14 protein-coding genes are annotated in these 16,251 nt (G+C 70.3%); 9 read left to right on the forward strand and 5 right to left on the reverse strand.

All coding sequences use genetic code 11. The annotated features are described in order from the left end of the window. Window positions 1–134: 134 nt before the first annotated feature. Window positions 135–1,274 carry a hypothetical protein gene (locus GGR43_RS13505; protein WP_188072506.1) on the reverse strand — a complete coding sequence of 380 codons (1,140 nt, stop codon included), beginning with the start codon at window positions 1,272–1,274 and terminating at the stop codon, window positions 135–137. Window positions 1,275–1,472: 198 nt separating this feature from the next. Here GGR43_RS13505 and GGR43_RS13510 point away from each other — a divergent pair, with 198 nt between their 5' ends. Further along, window positions 1,473–2,756, forward strand: a complete 1,284-nt coding sequence (locus tag GGR43_RS13510; protein ID WP_223177448.1) for a site-specific integrase — start codon at window positions 1,473–1,475, stop codon at window positions 2,754–2,756. Window positions 2,757–3,184: 428 nt separating this feature from the next. On the opposite strand, the gene GGR43_RS13515 is transcribed toward GGR43_RS13510, so the two are convergent. The 3 genes from GGR43_RS13515 to GGR43_RS13525 are packed head-to-tail and all read right to left on the reverse strand — an operon-like array spanning window position 3,185 to window position 5,572. Beyond that, complete coding sequence (locus GGR43_RS13515; RefSeq protein WP_188072507.1) at window positions 3,185–4,525, reverse strand: sensor histidine kinase; 1,341 nt, start codon at window positions 4,523–4,525, stop codon at window positions 3,185–3,187. A gap of 2 nt (window positions 4,526–4,527) precedes the next feature. Further along, the gene (locus tag GGR43_RS13520; RefSeq protein WP_188072508.1) at window positions 4,528–5,184 is read right to left on the reverse strand and encodes a response regulator transcription factor; all 657 of its coding nucleotides are present in this window, start codon (window positions 5,182–5,184) and stop codon (window positions 4,528–4,530) included. A 4-nt stretch (window positions 5,185–5,188) separates the two neighbouring features. After that, window positions 5,189–5,572, reverse strand: coding sequence for a PepSY domain-containing protein (locus tag GGR43_RS13525; protein WP_223177449.1), 384 nt, complete (start codon window positions 5,570–5,572; stop codon window positions 5,189–5,191). Window positions 5,573–5,698: 126 nt separating this feature from the next. Here GGR43_RS13525 and GGR43_RS13530 point away from each other — a divergent pair, with 126 nt between their 5' ends. Further along, window positions 5,699–6,046, forward strand: a complete 348-nt coding sequence (locus GGR43_RS13530; RefSeq protein ID WP_188072509.1) for a hypothetical protein — start codon at window positions 5,699–5,701, stop codon at window positions 6,044–6,046. A gap of 337 nt (window positions 6,047–6,383) precedes the next feature. On the opposite strand, the gene GGR43_RS23890 is transcribed toward GGR43_RS13530, so the two are convergent. Then, window positions 6,384–7,598 carry an EAL domain-containing protein gene (locus GGR43_RS23890; RefSeq protein ID WP_188072510.1) on the reverse strand — a complete coding sequence of 405 codons (1,215 nt, stop codon included), beginning with the start codon at window positions 7,596–7,598 and terminating at the stop codon, window positions 6,384–6,386. Window positions 7,599–7,991: 393 nt separating this feature from the next. On the opposite strand from GGR43_RS23890, the gene GGR43_RS13540 reads away from it, so the two are divergent. The 7 genes from GGR43_RS13540 to GGR43_RS13570 all read left to right on the forward strand — a co-directional run bounded on the left by GGR43_RS13540 (window position 7,992) and on the right by GGR43_RS13570 (window position 16,249). After that, window positions 7,992–9,668 carry a ShlB/FhaC/HecB family hemolysin secretion/activation protein gene (locus GGR43_RS13540; protein WP_188072511.1) on the forward strand — a complete coding sequence of 559 codons (1,677 nt, stop codon included), beginning with the start codon at window positions 7,992–7,994 and terminating at the stop codon, window positions 9,666–9,668. 65 nt (window positions 9,669–9,733) lie between these two features. After that, window positions 9,734–10,294 carry a 2OG-Fe(II) oxygenase gene (locus tag GGR43_RS13545; protein WP_188072512.1) on the forward strand — a complete coding sequence of 187 codons (561 nt, stop codon included), beginning with the start codon at window positions 9,734–9,736 and terminating at the stop codon, window positions 10,292–10,294. A gap of 41 nt (window positions 10,295–10,335) precedes the next feature. Further along, window positions 10,336–10,839 (forward strand): A24 family peptidase, encoded by a 504-nt coding sequence (locus tag GGR43_RS13550; protein WP_188072513.1) that lies wholly within the window; start codon window positions 10,336–10,338, stop codon window positions 10,837–10,839. Between the two features lie 972 nt (window positions 10,840–11,811). Beyond that, complete coding sequence (locus GGR43_RS13555) at window positions 11,812–13,065, forward strand: hypothetical protein (RefSeq protein ID WP_343054491.1); 1,254 nt, start codon at window positions 11,812–11,814, stop codon at window positions 13,063–13,065. Window positions 13,066–13,171: 106 nt separating this feature from the next. Then, window positions 13,172–14,482: an EAL domain-containing protein gene (locus GGR43_RS13560; protein WP_188072514.1), complete on the forward strand. Its 1,311-nt coding sequence runs from the start codon at window positions 13,172–13,174 to the stop codon at window positions 14,480–14,482. A 129-nt stretch (window positions 14,483–14,611) separates the two neighbouring features. Further along, window positions 14,612–15,835 (forward strand): autotransporter outer membrane beta-barrel domain-containing protein, encoded by a 1,224-nt coding sequence (locus GGR43_RS13565; RefSeq protein WP_188072515.1) that lies wholly within the window; start codon window positions 14,612–14,614, stop codon window positions 15,833–15,835. A 168-nt stretch (window positions 15,836–16,003) separates the two neighbouring features. Next, a complete protein-coding gene (locus GGR43_RS13570; protein ID WP_188072516.1) occupies window positions 16,004–16,249 on the forward strand; it encodes a hypothetical protein in 246 nt (81 codons plus the stop codon). Window positions 16,250–16,251: the final 2 nt, after the last annotated feature.

Below are 16,251 nucleotides of genomic sequence, written 5' to 3' on the forward strand. Positions count from 1 at the left end.
ATGGGCTGAAATTGCCCTCAGATGGCCGTGAGGGCATTTTTCTGCGTCGGGTATACTTAGGCTGGGAAAAGGCATGAAATCGCGCTGAGAGAGGCTGTGGGCGAAGAAAATTTTCGCCCCTTTTCCGGCCTGTTTCACCAATCCGGTTCGCCATCCTCTTCGTCGCGGGGGGTGGGACCGAGCAGGCGATCGATCCGCGCCATGGCGGCGTCGAATTCGGCGAAGGTGGCGTTCGGTGCTGGTTCGGGCTTGCCATCCGGTTCAATCGTGCGGTCGTTGGCCCGCCCCGGCGGCACGGCGCGGACGATCGCCTGATGCCGATGGGTCGTCATCTCGACCAGCCCCGCCCTGACGAGGGTGGCGACCAGTTCGCGCACGCCGTTTTTCGAAAGCTGCAACGCCCGCTCTATCTGGATCGGGCGCAAGGGGCCGAAACCGGCAAGCATCCGGTAGAGCATCGGCGCGCGCGAGGTGGACCGCAGGCCGCCAAGGGTGGCGGACATGTGCCGGACGGCCGCATGGGCGGCTTCGACGAGGTCCGTCAGGCTCCGCGCCGTCCGGCTGGCCGCGTCGGCGACCAGAATGGCGCGCTCGCGCGGCCAGAGTTCGGGCCTGAGCGCCTCGGAGCGGAAGGCGCCGGGAAGGGGGAGGGGCCTCGCCCCGGCATTGCCGCGCGCGACGGCCGCTCCCGCCACGAGGTCGAGCGCCCATAGCGGCGGATTGAGCGGCGCCTGCTCCAGCGTGACGGGCCCGGTCGGGAAGGAGACGGTAAGATGGTCGCGTTCGATCGGCGCGAAATGGCGCGATCCTGCCGCCGCGCGGTGCAGGCGGTCGAGCGCTGCGAGCGGCCAGCCCGCCTCCGCTTCTCCCCGGATCTGCTCCGCAAGCCTCTGTGCCTGCTCCACGGCGAGGGGCGGCGGGCTTTCCGCCGCCTGCTGACCGGCGCCGCGATCCGGCCGGGCGGCGCGGCGGATATGCCCGGCCGCCTCGGCAAGCGGCTCCCAGGGGGAGAGGGACAATTCGGAAAGGAGCGTGTCGGCGATCATCCAGGCGGGCGCGGCGACATGCGCGGTCAGCACAGGCACGGATTCAAGGCCGCAAAACCAATGGGAAAACCATGATTTCGCATCGGAAAAGCCGGATTGGACGAGGGCCTCGACAAGCGCGAGGCGGACAAGGCCGCAGGCGAAGTGGTGGCCGACATCGGGCGGCAAATGGGCGATGCGCCCCTGCAATTGCCCCCAGCGATGGGCGGCGTCAGTTCGCGCTTCCATAAGCGCTTCGATAGGTGCATCTTCATCCGAGCGGAGCGGATGAAACCCGATCGGCGATGTTCCAAAGTCCGGCATGATCCCCAAGGTCTAGCTAAATCGATTTGGCTGCACCAGTGATTATATGGTAATTTTCCTACTATCGATAATCATATCGTTATCGATAGTGACAGGGCCGAAGCGGGGGTGTAGAGCAGGGTCATGAGCGAACTCCGCCCTGCCGCTGCACTTGCGTCGCCGCCTGCGGCCGCGCCGCAAAAGACAGCCGCAGGCGAGGGTGGTCCGGCCGGGAGTGTGACGATCATCGCTGCGGGCGAGGCACGGCTTCCCCAGCGCCGATCGGGGCGGGCGCAGGATCGGGCGATGCAGCTCGCCGCGCTGTTCCGGGGCCTGACGGGCGACCCCGCCTCCTTTTCCGACCCCGCCTTCCGCCGGAGCCTCGAAGCCCGGACGCCCTCCAGCATCAAGGCGCTCGCGGTGGACCTCGCCTGCTATGCGCGCTTCTGCGCGGGGCAGGGCGACCCCGGCCTGCCCGCCGACGAAGCGCGGATCGCGGCCTATGTCGGCTATTGCGAGGAACGGCGCCTGAAGCCCGCGACCCTGTCCCGCCGCCTGTCCTCGCTTGCGGCCGCGCATCGCCTGCTGGGGATGCCCGGCCCGACTGGCGCGGCCATGGTGCGGGACGCCGTCCGCGCCGTGCAGCGCCGCGCCGGGGCGCGCCAGCGGCAGGCCGGGCCGTTGCGGCTGGGCAAGGCTATCGGGCGCGAGGCGGCACGGGGCTTCACGCTGACCGCATTGCTCGGTGCCTGCCGCCCGGACATTGTCGGCCTGCGCGATGCGGCGCTGCTGTCGCTGGGCTATGATGCGGGCCTGCGCGTTTCCGAGCTGGTGCGGGTCGAGGTGGAATGGATCGCGCCGCGGCAGGACGGCTCGGCGATACTGGGCCTGCCGGGGGAGGAGGGCCGGATCTGGCTGTCGCCCGACACGATGCGCCGCGTGGCGGCATGGCGCGAGGCCGCCGGGATCGATGCGGGCCCGCTGTTCCGCCGCGTCGCGGTCACACGCACCCGCGCCCGCCCGGCGCGCGGGGCGCTGGCCATCGGCGATCTCGCCTATCATGCCCGCGTCGACCGCGACCGCATGGCCGCCCGGCCCGCACGGGCGGCGAGCGTCACCTACAAGATTGGGGAAAAAGCGCTGACCCCGGCGGCCGTCCGGCTCATCATCAAGCGCGTCGCGCGGGCGGCGGCCGATCAGGGGCTGGTCGATCTCGCCGGAGCTGCCCTGGCCGACGCGATCGCCGGGTTGAGCGCCCATTCGCTGCGGGTCGGCCTGACGCAGGATCTGTTCGCCCATGGCGAGGATGCGGGCGCCGTCGCCCAGGCGCTGCGCTGGACGTCGCCCGCCACCGCCCTGCGCCATGGCCGCAAGTTCGCGCCCGCGCCCGATGCCGCCGCGCGGATGCTTGCGCCGCTGAGAAAATAGGGGCGTGGTTGTTCCGGTCGCCATGAAGCCTTTGTGCGGCGCTTTTCCGCGCTAGCGCTCAATCCCTCCTCCTCGGCGTGCGGCCAAGACCTTCGGCACATGCCAGATCAGCAGCACGGGAACGAGCGCCAGGGTGGCATCCAGCCGCTTTTGCCGTCTGATCATCGAGCTTGAGCGACGATATCCGCATTTAAGCTGGAGAAGGAAATGCGGGGGAGGGGGTACAATCTGTTGAAACGGCGCGCAAACGGGATTCCGTATGGATAGCGAGATCGAAGGCGGGCTGGCGAGCAGTCATATGAGGATCGAGGTCGTTGCAGGCCGGCGGCTCTGGATGGTGGAGCAAAAGCTCGCGATCCTGCGCGATGCGTTCGGCCCGTTTGGGCGACGCGCTCGGCAATATGTGAGGAAACTATTTGACGCACGCGTTAAGCGAGTGGCCATTCCAGATGGACGGAGAGTCCCCCTTGCCGCCCCGCTTCGAGCCGCAGGTCGCCGCCGCTTGCGACCACGATCTCGCGCGCGATGGAGAGGCCGAGGCCGTGGCTCGCTCCGCTCTCGTCCAGCCGGACGCCGCGCTCCAGCGCCGCCGCATGCAGGGCTTCGGGGATGCCCGGCCCATCGTCGCTTATGGCGATCCAGCGGCACTCCGGGGCCGATCCGCCGCGCACCTCCACCATCCCGGCCGCATGGCGCGCGGCGTTCTCCACGATCGCGCCCAGCGCCTCCAGCGCGGCTTCCGTGCCCATCGGCACATCGAAGCCCGGCGGCACATGATTGCGGAGCGCGATCCGCATCCCGTCGGGGGTGCGGGCGATGACCGCGAACAGGCGCTCGACGATCGCGCAGGCATCGACGCTTGCGCCCTCGCTGCTGGCGCCGGTCCGGGCCAGTTCGCTCTCGACGGTGGCGGAGATCAGCGACAGCCCGTGCATCATCTCCCCCGCCTTGTCGGGCGGGAGCGTTTCGATCTGCAGGCGCAGCGCGGTGATCGGCGTCTTGAGCGCGTGGGCCAGATCGCGCGCGCGCTGTCGGGCGCGGACGATATCCTGCGCCCGGCGCTCCGCGACGGAATTGATCGCCGTGGTCAGGGGCCGTATCTCGACCGGGTGGCGCTCCACCTCCAGACGCGCGTCGACCGCGCGGGACATGGCGTCCAGTTCCTTCCGCACCCGGTCGAGCGGGCGCAGCCCCATGCGCACCTGCACCCAGGCCGCGAGCGCGAGGGCGAGCCACAGGGCCGCGAGGAAAATCGCGGTTTCCCTGCCGAATGCGGCGCGGGCCTGCGTCACCGGCGCACGGTCGGCGGCGACCTCCACCAGGACCTGCGGACCACGCCCGCCGGGCCGCACCGGCCGGATGACGGCCAGCACCCGGTCCTCGAACGCGCCTTGGGCGGCATAAGCGGTCCAGCCGTCCGGGGCGACCGCGGCGGGCGTCGGCAGCGTCCCGTCCCACAGCGAGCGGGAGCGCAATTCGCCCCCCGGCGCGGCAAGGCGCCAGTAGAGGCCGCTCGCGGGCCGCTGGAAGCGGGGATCGGGCGGCTGCCTCGCCAGCAGCGGGCGCTGGTTCGCGTCCAGCGTGAGCGCGGCGATCAGCGCGATGCCGTGGCGTTCCAGCTCCGCCTGCAACTGGCGCTCGGCGTGTCGCTCGAACAGCAGGCCGAGCACGGTCCAGGCGAGGATCAGCGCCATGGCGACCATCGCCCCGGCGAACAGCAGCAGGCGCAGGTTGAGCGAGCGGGTGAGGGGATTGCGAGGCGAGGCCATCGTCAGCCGTCCATGAGACAATAGCCGAAGCCGCGCCGGGTTTCGATCACCTCGGCACCGATCTTGCGCCGCAGCCGGGCCACCAGCGCCTCGATCGCATTGGCCTCGGCGGCGTCGACGCCGTGCAGCATCTCGGACAGCTCGCCCGCGCTCAGGGGGCGGCCGCCGCTATGCGCCAGCGCGTGCAGCAGCCGGTATTCGAGCGGCGACAGATTGACCTCGCTGCCATGGACGAGCGCCTTCATCCGGCGGGTGTCGAGCAGCAGCGGTCCGAACGTCAGCAGCGCTTCGGCATGGCCCGCCTTGCGCCGCACCAGCGCGCGCACCCGCGCGACGAGTTCCGCAGGCTCGAACGGCTTGGCGAGATAGTCGTCGGCCCCGGCCTCGATGCCCTCGACCTTGTCGAGCCACGCGCCGCGCGCGGAAAGGATGATGATCGGGAAGACCCGGCCCTCTGCGCGCCAGCGCCGCAGCACGGTCATCCCGTCGAGGCGCGGCAGGCCGAGGTCGAGCACGACGACGTCATACTCCTCGTCGCCGCCCATCACCCAGGCGGCTTCCCCGTCGCGCGCATGATCGACGGCGAACCCGGCGCGGCGGAGGGCGTCCCGCACCCCGTTCGCGATCGCTTCATCATCTTCGACCAGCAGCAGGCGCATGGCGTCACTCTTCTTCCGATTTGCGAATCGCGCCGCTTATCGCGTCGATCTGCGTTTCGATCGAGCGTCCGTCGGCGGTCAGGATCGTCACCTCATATTCGGGCCGACCATTCTCGTCTTCCAGCTCCACCTCGATGACCTCGCCGGGCACGCGCGCGCGGACCAATTCCAGAATGCGCGCGAGCGGCAGGCGCGCCGGGCCTGCCGTCGGCAGCGGCTGCGCCTCGCCGCCCGGCCCGGCAATCTCGATATCCGGCTGATCGCCCGCCACCTTGTCCGGCGGCAGCGTCAGGGAGGAGGCGCGCGGATCGTCCCGCGCGGCGTCGCGATCGCAGGCGCCCAGCGCCGCCAAGGCCATCACGGCTGCTATCCGAAGCTGAAAACCCATGCCCATCCGCTTATGCGCCACCGAAGCTGACATCCCGCTGACAGCCCTCGTCGCCGCCCCGTCAGCAGGCATGGGCAATGGTGTCGGCGTCATCCCGAAGATGATTTCGCAAAAAGGAGCATCGATATGAAGAAGATTCTGTCCGCCATCGCCATCGCCGTCGTGGGCGCGACCGCCGCCGCGTCGAGCGCGTTGGCGGGACCGGCCCCGGCCGCCGCCAAGGACCAGCCGTTCTTCGCCAATGTCCATTGGGACGACGATTTCGACGACCGCCGCCGCTACGGCCCGATGCCCGTCCCCAATGCGGATGCCATCAAGCGCGCGGGCATCGTCCATCTGGTCGAGGTGGAGCGCGACGATGGCCGTATCGAGGTCGAGGGGTTCGACGCCCAGGGGCATGAGATCAAGCTGGTCATGGACCGGAAGGGGCAGCGCGTCCTCTCCGCCCGCCGCGACCACTATCCGGACGATTGACGGGGGCAAGCCGGGCTGGCGCAACCGCACGCGCCGGCCCGGCCAGCGCCGGAATCTTCTGGTCCGATTGGGTAGCTGGGCCGATGTTGTCGGGGGGAGCCGAACCATAGGTATACAAGGCCTTACCAAGCGCCGGCCCGCTTTTTCGAATGTGTTGCCGCGCTTCGGGATGCCGACCAGCGATCCGGTTGCGCTGTTCGGCGAGGTTGACGCGATGAAGCCGCGATCTTCGCTGAAACGCCATGATTTCGATACTCGTGGGATGACGAATGCCCGCGCGCGTGCTGGCACGGCTGCGAAGTTAGGTGGGCATTCTGGGGGACGTCTTTTCCGCGCGTCAGCCCGGCGAGCGGGGGGCGATCGGGGGCGCTGGCCATGGTCGCCGGGTCGAGGGCCTGCCCAGCCAATAGCCCTGTTGCCAGCAGGCGCCGGAGCGCGGGGCGAGGTTCGACTGGATCTGCCGCGCCAGATCGCTCTCGGCCCCGGTTTCGATGCCCTCGACGATGACATCGGCGGCGATGCTGGCCGCGATGCCGGTCAGGTGCCGCAACACCTCGCGATTCCGGTCCGAGGCGCCCGCATTGCGGATGAAGCAGGCGTCGATCTTCACGATGTCGGCCTCGATCATCATCGCGTTGCGGATCGACGCATGGCCGACGCCGAAATCGTCGAGCGCGATGCGGCACCCCCGCTCGCGCAGCCGCGCGACGAAGCGGACGCTGTCCTCCGCCATCCGCGCGGTCTCGGTGATCTCCACCACCAGCCGCCGGGCGAGCGCGGGCGCGCTTTCGAGCCGGTCGAGCAGCGGCAGCCACCATCCATCGCAGGAGGCGCTCGCGCCCGACAGATTGACCCCGATCACGGCGTCGGGATGGCGCTCCAGCTCGCGCCCTATCAGCGCCATCACATGATGGTCGAACAGCCGCGTCATGCCGAGCCGCTCCAGCGCGGGGAACAATTCGCCGGGCGCGACCGCCGCTTCCGGCGCGAAGCGGGTCAGCGCCTCATGATAGAGCAGCCTGCCCGGATCGTCCGCCGCCAGCACCGGCTGCCAGGCGAGCGCGAGTTCCCCTGCCGCCATCGCCGCGAAGGCTTGCGCGGCGATGGCCATGTCGGCGCGATAGCGCCGTGCCCATGCCTCGCCCGGCTCCGGCGGCGCGGCGGCGGGCGGCGGCGGGCCAGCGTCCGGCCCGGCATCGTCGGGTACGGCCACCCAGTTGAGCGCGGGATGCAGCGCCGCCCCGTTCCACCGCACCGGCGTCAGCGACAGGCGGACGAACAGCGCCTCCAGCAGCGCCGCCGCTTCGGCCGGGGCAAGGCCGGGAAGGGTCAGCAGCCACTGGTCGCGGGCCGCGCGCCCGGTCATCTCCACCTCGGCCACCTCTATCCCGGCCGCCCGCCCGATCTCCCGCTCCACAAGCGCGCGCAGCGCGGCCAGCGCCTCGTCCCCGAAAGCGAGGCGGACGGCGCGCGCATTGTCCACGCCGAGCAGGAAGCGCGGCGTCCGGCGGCGCTCGCCGGCGGAGGGGGAAGAGGCAAGGGGAAAGGTCACATCTGGCTGCCTGAACTGGGGTCGCAACGGGCGCATTCTGCACCGGACGTGTAGCCGAACGGTAAACGGGCCCGCCGCCGCCTTCGCCCCCTGATGCCGGATCGGACCGGATATCGCATAGAGGAGCATGGCCGCGCCTGTCGCGCCGAAATACAACCGATGCGGCCGCGATTGCCGCCTGCCCGCGACGGGGCCGTTTCGGCGGAAAACAAGGCCCTGCGCTGGCGCGGGCGGCGGCGGATGGAACCGGTGCGGTTCCAGTTCCGGGTGAAAATCCGGGATCGGCGCCTAAGCCCGTTCGCATGGGCGGGCGCGATCCGCCCCCGAACTGCCCGGAACCACGTTGAGTATAGTTGTTTGAGCGAAGCCGCGACCGGTGTGAGGACGAAATGGATGGCGCGCATGGCCCGCGCGGCCTGCGCGGCGCTTGCCGCCCTGTGCCTCGCCCTGCCCGCGCTCGGCCCCGCCCGCGCCGTTGCGCAGGAGGCGCTGCCCGACGCGCCCGGCAGCGCCCCGGTGATCGATCGCGACCGCAGCGACCGGCTGCTGCCGCAAATCCCGCGTCCCGCGCCGCTGCCCGCCGCGCCTGCCTCGCCCGCGCCTGCGCCCGTTATCCAGCCGGCCGGCGATATCCTGCTGACCCGTATATTCTATGACGGGGCGAGCCTGCCCGCCGCCGCGCTGGACAAGGCGGTCGCCGATTTCATCGGCCAGCCGCTGACGCAGGACAGGGTGCAGGCGATCGCCAACCGGATCGTCGCCGTCTATGCGCGGAGCGACATCGCCTTCTACTCCGTCTCCATCCCCGCGCAGATGCCGTATGGCGGGATATTGGTGGTGAAGGTGGTCGAGGGGCGGCTCGTCGATTACAGCCTGCAACGCGAAACGCGCAGCGTGCCGCGGCGGCTGGTCGATGCGCAGATGCGCCGCCTGATGCGCGAGGCCCCGCTGACCAAGAGCGGCCTGCAACGCTCGCTCGCGCTGCTGCGCGACATTCCGGGCCAGACGGTCGATGTCGGTGTGCGGCAGCTCGGCCCCGCGGGCGACCTCGCGCTCGATGTCACGGTGCGGCGCAAGCAGTTGCAGATCGGCCTGACCATCGACAATAGCGGCATCAGCAATGTGGTGCGCGGCGTGCAGGCGCAGGTCGCCGTCGCCTATAACGGCCTGCTGCGCGAGGGCGACCGGCTGCGCGTGTCGGGCTATCTGCCGCTCTATCCCGACCGCTATCAATATTATTCCGCCGGATACAGCACGCCGATCGGCAGCAACGGCCTGACCCTGGGCGCCAGCTATGCGCGGATGAAGACGAGATCGGAAGCGCAGGTCGAAGGGGAGGCCGGGCTGGCGGGCGTCACGCTCAGCTATCCGGTGATCCGGTCCTACAAGCGCAATCTGAAGCTCAGCCTTTCGGCCGACGGCGTCAACAGCTCCAACTATTTCCTCGACACCAGCTTCGGCCGCTATCATTCGCGCGCGGTGCGGCTGGGGGCCGAATATTCCAGCATCGGCGAGCGCGACGGCTTCGCCGTGTCGCTGGTCGGCAGCCAGGGACTGGACGTGCTGGACGCGCAAGCCTTCACCGGCTTTTCGGAAAAGGGCTTCACGAAGGTCAACATGCAGGCGGCGGGCGTCGTCCCGCTGACCCGCCACCTGTCGGTCAGCACCACGCTGCGCGCGCAATATTCGAAGGACAAGCTGCCGGTGACGGAGCGGTTCGCGCTGGGCGGGCGCGGCGGCGGCCTCGCCTTCCGCGTCGGCACCGCGACGGCGGAGAAGGCGGTGGCGGCCAGCGTCGAGATCGGCTGGCAGCTGCCCGCGAAATCGCCGCTGCTCAAAAACTGTTCCCTGTTTGTTTACGCCGACGGGTCGAGCGGGCGTTCGGTGGCGCGGCCTGCCTATGCGCTGCCCGCCAGCACGGTGTCGATGGCATCGGTGGGCGGCGGCGCGCGTCTCGCCCTGTCCCGCAGCCTGCGCGCGAGCGCCGAGGTGGCGATGCCGGTCAGCCGCCCCGATGCCTCCTATGGCGGCAAGGCGCGCTTCCTGTTCGGGATCAGCCGGGCGATCTGACGCCGTTTTGCGTGCACGCAAAAGCGGGCCCCAAGCAGGCAAGGTTTCAGCAAGGATGTAGAATCGTGAAAAATGTCTGGGAGGTCTGGTCGGCCGCGCTGTCGCCGGCCGAGTGCGATTTCATTGCCGAGCGCGCCGCGCTTTATGCGCCGCAGTCCGCGACGGTCGGCTTCGACGAAAGCAGGCGCGACGATATCGCCTACCGGTCCTCGACGATCCGCTGGCTCGATGTCGGGGCGGAGCGGGCGATCGTCGAGCGGATGATGGCGTTCGTCGTCGCGTCGAACCGCAATAATTTCGGCGTCGATATCGTCGCGCCCTTCGATCTTCAGTTCACCGAATATCATGGCGCGCGGAACGGCAAATATGACTGGCATCAGGATGTGTGGCTGGAATCGACCCGGCCCTATGACCGCAAGCTGTCGGTGGTGATCCAGCTGTCCGATCCGGCCGACTATAGCGGCGGCGCGTTCGAGTTTTTCGGGCTGCAATCGCCGGGCGAGAGCTTCGCGCCGCGCGGCAGCATCCTGATCTTTCCGTCCTTCCTGCAACATCGGGTGCTGCCGGTGGTGTCCGGCACAAGGCGCAGCCTCGTTTCCTGGATCGAAGGGCCGCGCTGGCGCTGACCGGACGGCGCGCGGGCTTCCCGAAACATGGTTAACGGCGCATGGAGCCGCTGATCCCGCCGCCCGCATCCGCCGAACTGGCGATCGTCACCCTGTCGCTGGCCGCGCTCGCGCTCGTCGCCGCGGGCTATAGCGATCTGCGCTGGCGGCGCATTCCCAATGGCCTGTGCCTGTTCGTCGCGTTGCTGGCGCTGCCCTACTGGATCGGGCGCGCCGGCTGGCGGCCGGAGGCGCTGCTGCAGCCGCTGCTGTTCCTGCTGGCGAGCGTGGTTGTGCTGGTGCCGCTGTGGCTGGCGCGGCTGATCGGCGGGGGCGACGTGAAGCTGCTCGCCGGCCTGATGCTGTGGCAGGACGGCCATCGGCTCGACGTGATGCTGGCGGGAACGGTGCTGGCGGGTGGGGCGATCGGCGTTGCGCTGTGGGCGCTTGACGGGCTGCGCGCGGACGGTCGCCGCTCCTCCGTGCCCTATGGCGTGGCGATCATGGCGGGCGCCTTCCTCGCCTTCTTCCCGCTGTTCCGTTCGCTGCTGCTTTCGCTCGATTGAGGCGCGCCCCCTTTTTGGGGCTGCCCGATTCGCCGCCGGGCAGGGATCCGAAACGGGATGTCGGCCGGATGCGGGCGGCGGGCGCGCGGGAAAAGAACCGGAACGGCTTTCTCGGCCCTTTGGCGGCGCAACCGGCCCTTGCGTGCCTGCGGTCCGGTTTTTCCGGATTTTTCGGCCCGACCGGCGGGAATCGCCGCTTTCGGCGCGCGAAAAGCGGGCTTTGCGTGTTTCCGGCGCGCTTTTCCGGCGCGCTTTCCGGGCGGCCGGAGCGGTTCGGCGCGATGCGGCCGGAGCGGTTCTTTCTGAGCGCGACGGTGCGGCTTTGGCGGGGGTAAGCGGCGGACAAGCGGGCGCCGTGCCGTCGCGCGTTCGTCTAACTTGTGGGAGCGTAACACGATAATGTTTGTACCGAACCTCAGCCGCCTGATCGGTAAGCGCCAGCTGCTGTGCGCCACGTCGATTCCCCTCCTGTTCCTTGGCGCCTGCGCGGATGGTGTCGGCTTCGACGTGAACGCCGCCGGTGGCCAGCCGACCGTGCCCAGCGGTCCGTCCGGGCCGAGCGGCCCGACGGGCCCGTCCGGCCCGACCGGTCCCGGCGGCCCCACCGGTCCGAGTGGGCCGAGCGGTCCCACCGGCCCCGATGGTTCCGGCGGCCCGACCGGACCGAGCGGTCCGACAGGGCCGGGCGGCCCCACTGGCCCCGGCGGACCTACCGGCCCTGGTGGCCCCACCGGCCCGACGGGTCCCGGTGGTCCTTCCGGCCCCACGGGTCCTTCCGGTCCGGGTGGTCCCACGGGTCCGACGGGTCCGGGTGGCCCGACGGGTCCTTCCGGCCCGACTGGACCGACCGGTCCCACGGGTCCCACCGGCCCCGGCGGCCCAAGCGGCCCAAGCGGCCCAAGCGGCCCAAGCGGTCCGACCGGTCCCTCGCTCACCGGCCCGCTGATCTCGCCTTCGGTGGGCGGCAATCCCGTGCTCGGTCCCAGCGGCTCCGGCACGCTGGTCGGCGTCAATGTGCTGCCCGGCGCGAACCAGTCGACCGGCGTCCTTGCGACCGTCGATGTGCTGAGCGACAGCAATACCGTGCTCGACGTGACCCTGCCGACCACCACGGCGCAGGTCGACGCGGCGCTGGCCCCGGTCAATTCGCTGGTCGGCACGGTGCTGGGCGGCAATGTGGGCGACACCGTTTCCCAGCTGACCGGATCGCTGTCGCCGACCGTCGCCACGGTGACCTCCACCGTGGATTCGCTGACAGGCCCGCTGCTCGACACGGTGAACGGCACGCTGTCGCCGCTGACCGGCAGCCTCGTCGGGCAGAATGGCGTGCTTGCCCCGGTCACAGGGGCCGTCAACGGCCTGGTCGGCGGCCTGACCGGCCAGATCGGCGGCGGCGCGGGCGGCGCGACCAGCTATGAAGGGCCGCTGCTCGGCGCCAATCTCGGCGGCAACGCCCTCGCCACGCCGAGCACGGCCGATACGCTGGTGGGCGTCAATCTGCTGAACCCGGCCGGCGGCACCCCGGCGACCGGCCAGCTCGCCACCGTCAGCGTCCTGTCGCAGGGCACGCTGGTCGATGTCGCGGTGCCGACCACCGCGGCAGGGGTCCAGTCCGGCCTCCAGCCGGTCGTCGACCTGACCGGCGCGGCGCTCGGCCCGCAGCTTGGCGCGGTGGTCGGGCAGGTGACGACCGCGGCCTCGCCCGCCGTCGCGGCGGTGACATCCGTGGTGGATGCGGTCGCGACGCCGGTGCTCGACGTGGTGAACTCGCTCGGCGGCGGCCTTGCCGGTTCGGCGGACGGCGGCCTGCTCGCCCCGGTGACGGGCCTGCTGGGCGGCGGTTCGGGCGGCGCCGCCGATGGCCTGCTGGCTCCCGTGACCGGCCTGTTGGGCGGCGATGCGGCCGCTGGCGGCCTGCTGGCGCCGGTGACGGGCCTGCTCGGCGGTGACGGCTCCGCCGCCGGAGGGGTGCTTGCCCCTGTCACCGGCCTGCTGAACGGCGGTTCCTCGACCGGCGGGCTGCTCGCCCCCGTGACGGATCTGGTCGGCTCGGTGCTGGCGCCCGCCACCGGCCCGGCCGAAGGATCGCCCGCCACGGGCGGCGGCCTGCTGGCGCCGGTCACCGGCATCGTCAATTCCGTGCTCAGCCCGGCTTCCGGCTCTTCCTCCGGCCTGGGCGGTCTGCTGTCCCCCGTCACCAATCTCCTGGGGGCGGGCGGCAACTGACCTCCTGGGGCAGAGTCCGGCCCGGTACCCCCCACATGCCGGGCCGGAATTCACGCATCATCCGTGGGGCGATCCTCCCGCTCCGCCGGGAAAAAGGGCGAAGGTCATGACGAAAGACGGAAATGGCGAGACGACCTGCCTGTTCATCGTCCGCCTGAACAATCTCCGCCAGATCCGGGCGGCCTTCGGCGAGGAGGCGGGCCAGCAGGCGATGGACGGGCTCGCCCGCCGCCTCGGCCCGCATTTCCGCACCGTGGACGGCCTGCGCATCGGCCATGACGATATCGAGATCATGGTCCGCGAGGCGTGCGCCGCGCCGCTGCCGCCGATGGGGACGATGGTCGATGCGCTCTGCTCGCTGCTGGGGGCCGAACCGATGCTCCATGGCGACGGCGCGCTGCTGCTGTCGCTGTCGGCGGGCGGCGCGATCGTGGAGCAGGGCGGCGACGCGGCCCTCGCGGTCGAGACGGCGCGGGCCGCCGCGCGGCGTCAGCTCGCCGGATCCTCGGTCCGCCCCGATCATTCGGCCGAGCGTGGCGAGGGCTGGGCGAAGCTGTTCCGGCAGGACATGGCGGTCGGCGCGGCGCTGCTCGACCAGTTCGGCCATGGCGCGACCTTCTTCGGCTGGCGCGCGGTGCGCAAGGCCGACGACATTTCCTTCGCCTTCCATCACGAAACCTGCCTCTGCCGCATGGGCGAGGGCGGCCAGCGCACCGATTGCGCCGAGGGCTATCAGGCGCTGATGCGGCTGGGGCTGACCTATCCGATCGAGCAGCAGATCGTGTCCCGCGTGCTCGACGAGCTGGAGCGGGACCCGTTCGCCTGCCTCTCCGTGCCGGTATCGGCGCAGAGCCTGTCGTTCCACCTGCACGGGCAGGACAGCAGCTGGACCGAGCTGCGCCGCCGCCTGGCGCGGGATCGGGCGCTGGCGGGCAGGCTCATCATAGAGATTGACGAAAGCTCCGCGCTCGCCTCGCTGGACGACGCGCAGGAATTCGTAACGGCCGTCCGCGCTCTGGGCGCGCGCATCGCGCTGGGCAAGTTCGGGTCGGGCTTCGCCTCGATCGGCCAGCTGCTGACGCTGACCGCCGACATCGTGAAGCTCGACAGCGCCTTCCTGCGCACCGCCTTCCAGTCGGAACGGCACCGCGCGCGGCTCGCGCATCTGCTGGGCCTTGCCCGCACGATCGGGCCGATGGTGATCGTCGACGGCGTCGATTCCGCCCTGTTCCTGCAACTGGCGCTGGAGGAAGGGGCCGAATGGGTGGCGGGCAGCCATGTCGGCGGCCTCAGCCTGACCCGCCGCTGGGAGCAGGAGCTTCAGGACGAGACCGTCATTTCCTTCAGCAATTTCAGGGCCAGCCGGACGCCGCAGGCCGCAGAGTTGCCCCAGAGGGCCGCAAGGGGCGGCCACTGAGCCGCCCCGACCCCTGCCGTGCCCGCCCGGTGCGCGGCAGGGGAACGAATGCAAACCGGTGAAGGGCGCGGGCTTCGTTGCGGAGCCCGCGCCGGAGAACAGAAAAAAGGGAAGTCTATCGTGTCGGTAATGCAAGTGATGATCCGAAATCTGCGCCATATCCTGGTCGGCGGCGCCGTCGCCTTCAGCGTCGCAGCCCATGCGCAGGTCGCCGGGCCCTATGAAGGCTATGGCCAGACGCCCGGCGAAAGGGCGGTGGGCGTGGTTCTGGACGGCATCGCTCCGGCGGCGGGCAGCGACCGGATGGCGATGATGCAGTCCCTCTCGCAATTGCCCTCGGCCGGCCAGCGGGCGGATGCGCTGGGCCAGCTTTCCGCGCGCAGCTACACGCTCCTGCCCCGGCTGGCCGCCGGGTCGATGGATGCCCATGACCGGCAGCTTCGCGATTATCTGGTCGAGCGCCGCGCTATCGCCATGGACGCCCCGGCCGACATGCCGGCGAGCGGGCCGGGCACCATCACGATGATGTTGACCGGCGACCTGACGCAGGGGCGTTACGAGGGGCGGACCGACCGGCCGTCCGCGAACATGGACAGCCGCGCCCTGCGCTTCGCGATCGACATGCGCCCGCTGCCCGACCTGCTGATCGGCGCGACCATCGGCATAGAGGGGATCGACGCCGGCCTCGACCGCGCGAAAAGGCCGCGCATCACCGATTTCAACACCTATATCGGCCCCTATGCCAGCTACAGCAACGGCAAGGTCTATGTCGATGTGACGGGCGGCTATAATTTCGCCGAATATCGCCTGCGCCGTCAGGTCAGCTGGGACGGCTTCGACAACAGGCTGGCAAGCACCGGCGTGGTGGAAGGCGACGGCTGGGCCGCGACCGCCGAGGCGGGCGTGCTGCTGCGGTCTGGCAAGGTCCGCGTCCAGCCCTTCGCCGGGCTGCTCTATCGCTATGCCGATGTCGAATCCTTCACCGAGCGGGGTGGCACGGCGGCGCTGGATGTCGCCGCCTACAACCTCAAGTCGCTGCGCGGCAGCCTGGGCGGCCGCGTATCCGCGACGATCGACAAGGGCGACTGGGCGATCCGCCCGGCGCTGCGCGCCGAATGGCAGCATGAGCTGCGCGGGCAGCCGGAAAGCCGGATAGAGGCCCGCTTCGCCAGCCGCGACGCCGCGATCTTCAGCCTCCAGCCCACTTCGCTGGCGCGCGACGCCGGGCTGGTCGGCGCCAGCGTCACCGCCACCCATGCCAGCCGCACCTCGGTCCGGCTCGGCTATAATGGAGAGTTCGGTTCCGACCGCCGCATCCACAATTTCACCTTGTCGGTCAGCCGACGCTTCTGATGCGGAGCAGGGCCGTGGAACGGGAACGCCCCCATTTTCCCGCTGTGGGGAGGGGCTTTCCGTTCCACGGGCGGGGCCGGGCCGGCGGGCGATCCGCCCTTGCATGAGGCGGCCTGCATGATGGGGCCTGACAATGGGGCCTGCACGACGGGGAAAGACCGGGAGGACATGATGAGACAGCAGGAAGGGCAATCGCTTTTCCATCCCGGCGCGGGCCGGGCGGGTCCCGATCCCGGCAGGCGGCGCCTGCGCCGCGAAAGGGACGGGGTCGTCGTGACCGTGCGCGGCAACCGCATCCATGTGCCGGACATGAAGTCGCTGCCGGGGGAAAGGCTGCGGCTGGGCGTCGCGGTGGCGCTGCTGTGCGGCGCCCTGTTCTGGGGAGGGCTGCTATGCTGGTTGTGGCTGGCGTGAGG

Origin of the sequence: Sphingobium jiangsuense, from assembly GCF_014196495.1 — a bacterium.
Classification (GTDB): domain Bacteria; phylum Pseudomonadota; class Alphaproteobacteria; order Sphingomonadales; family Sphingomonadaceae; genus Sphingobium; species Sphingobium jiangsuense.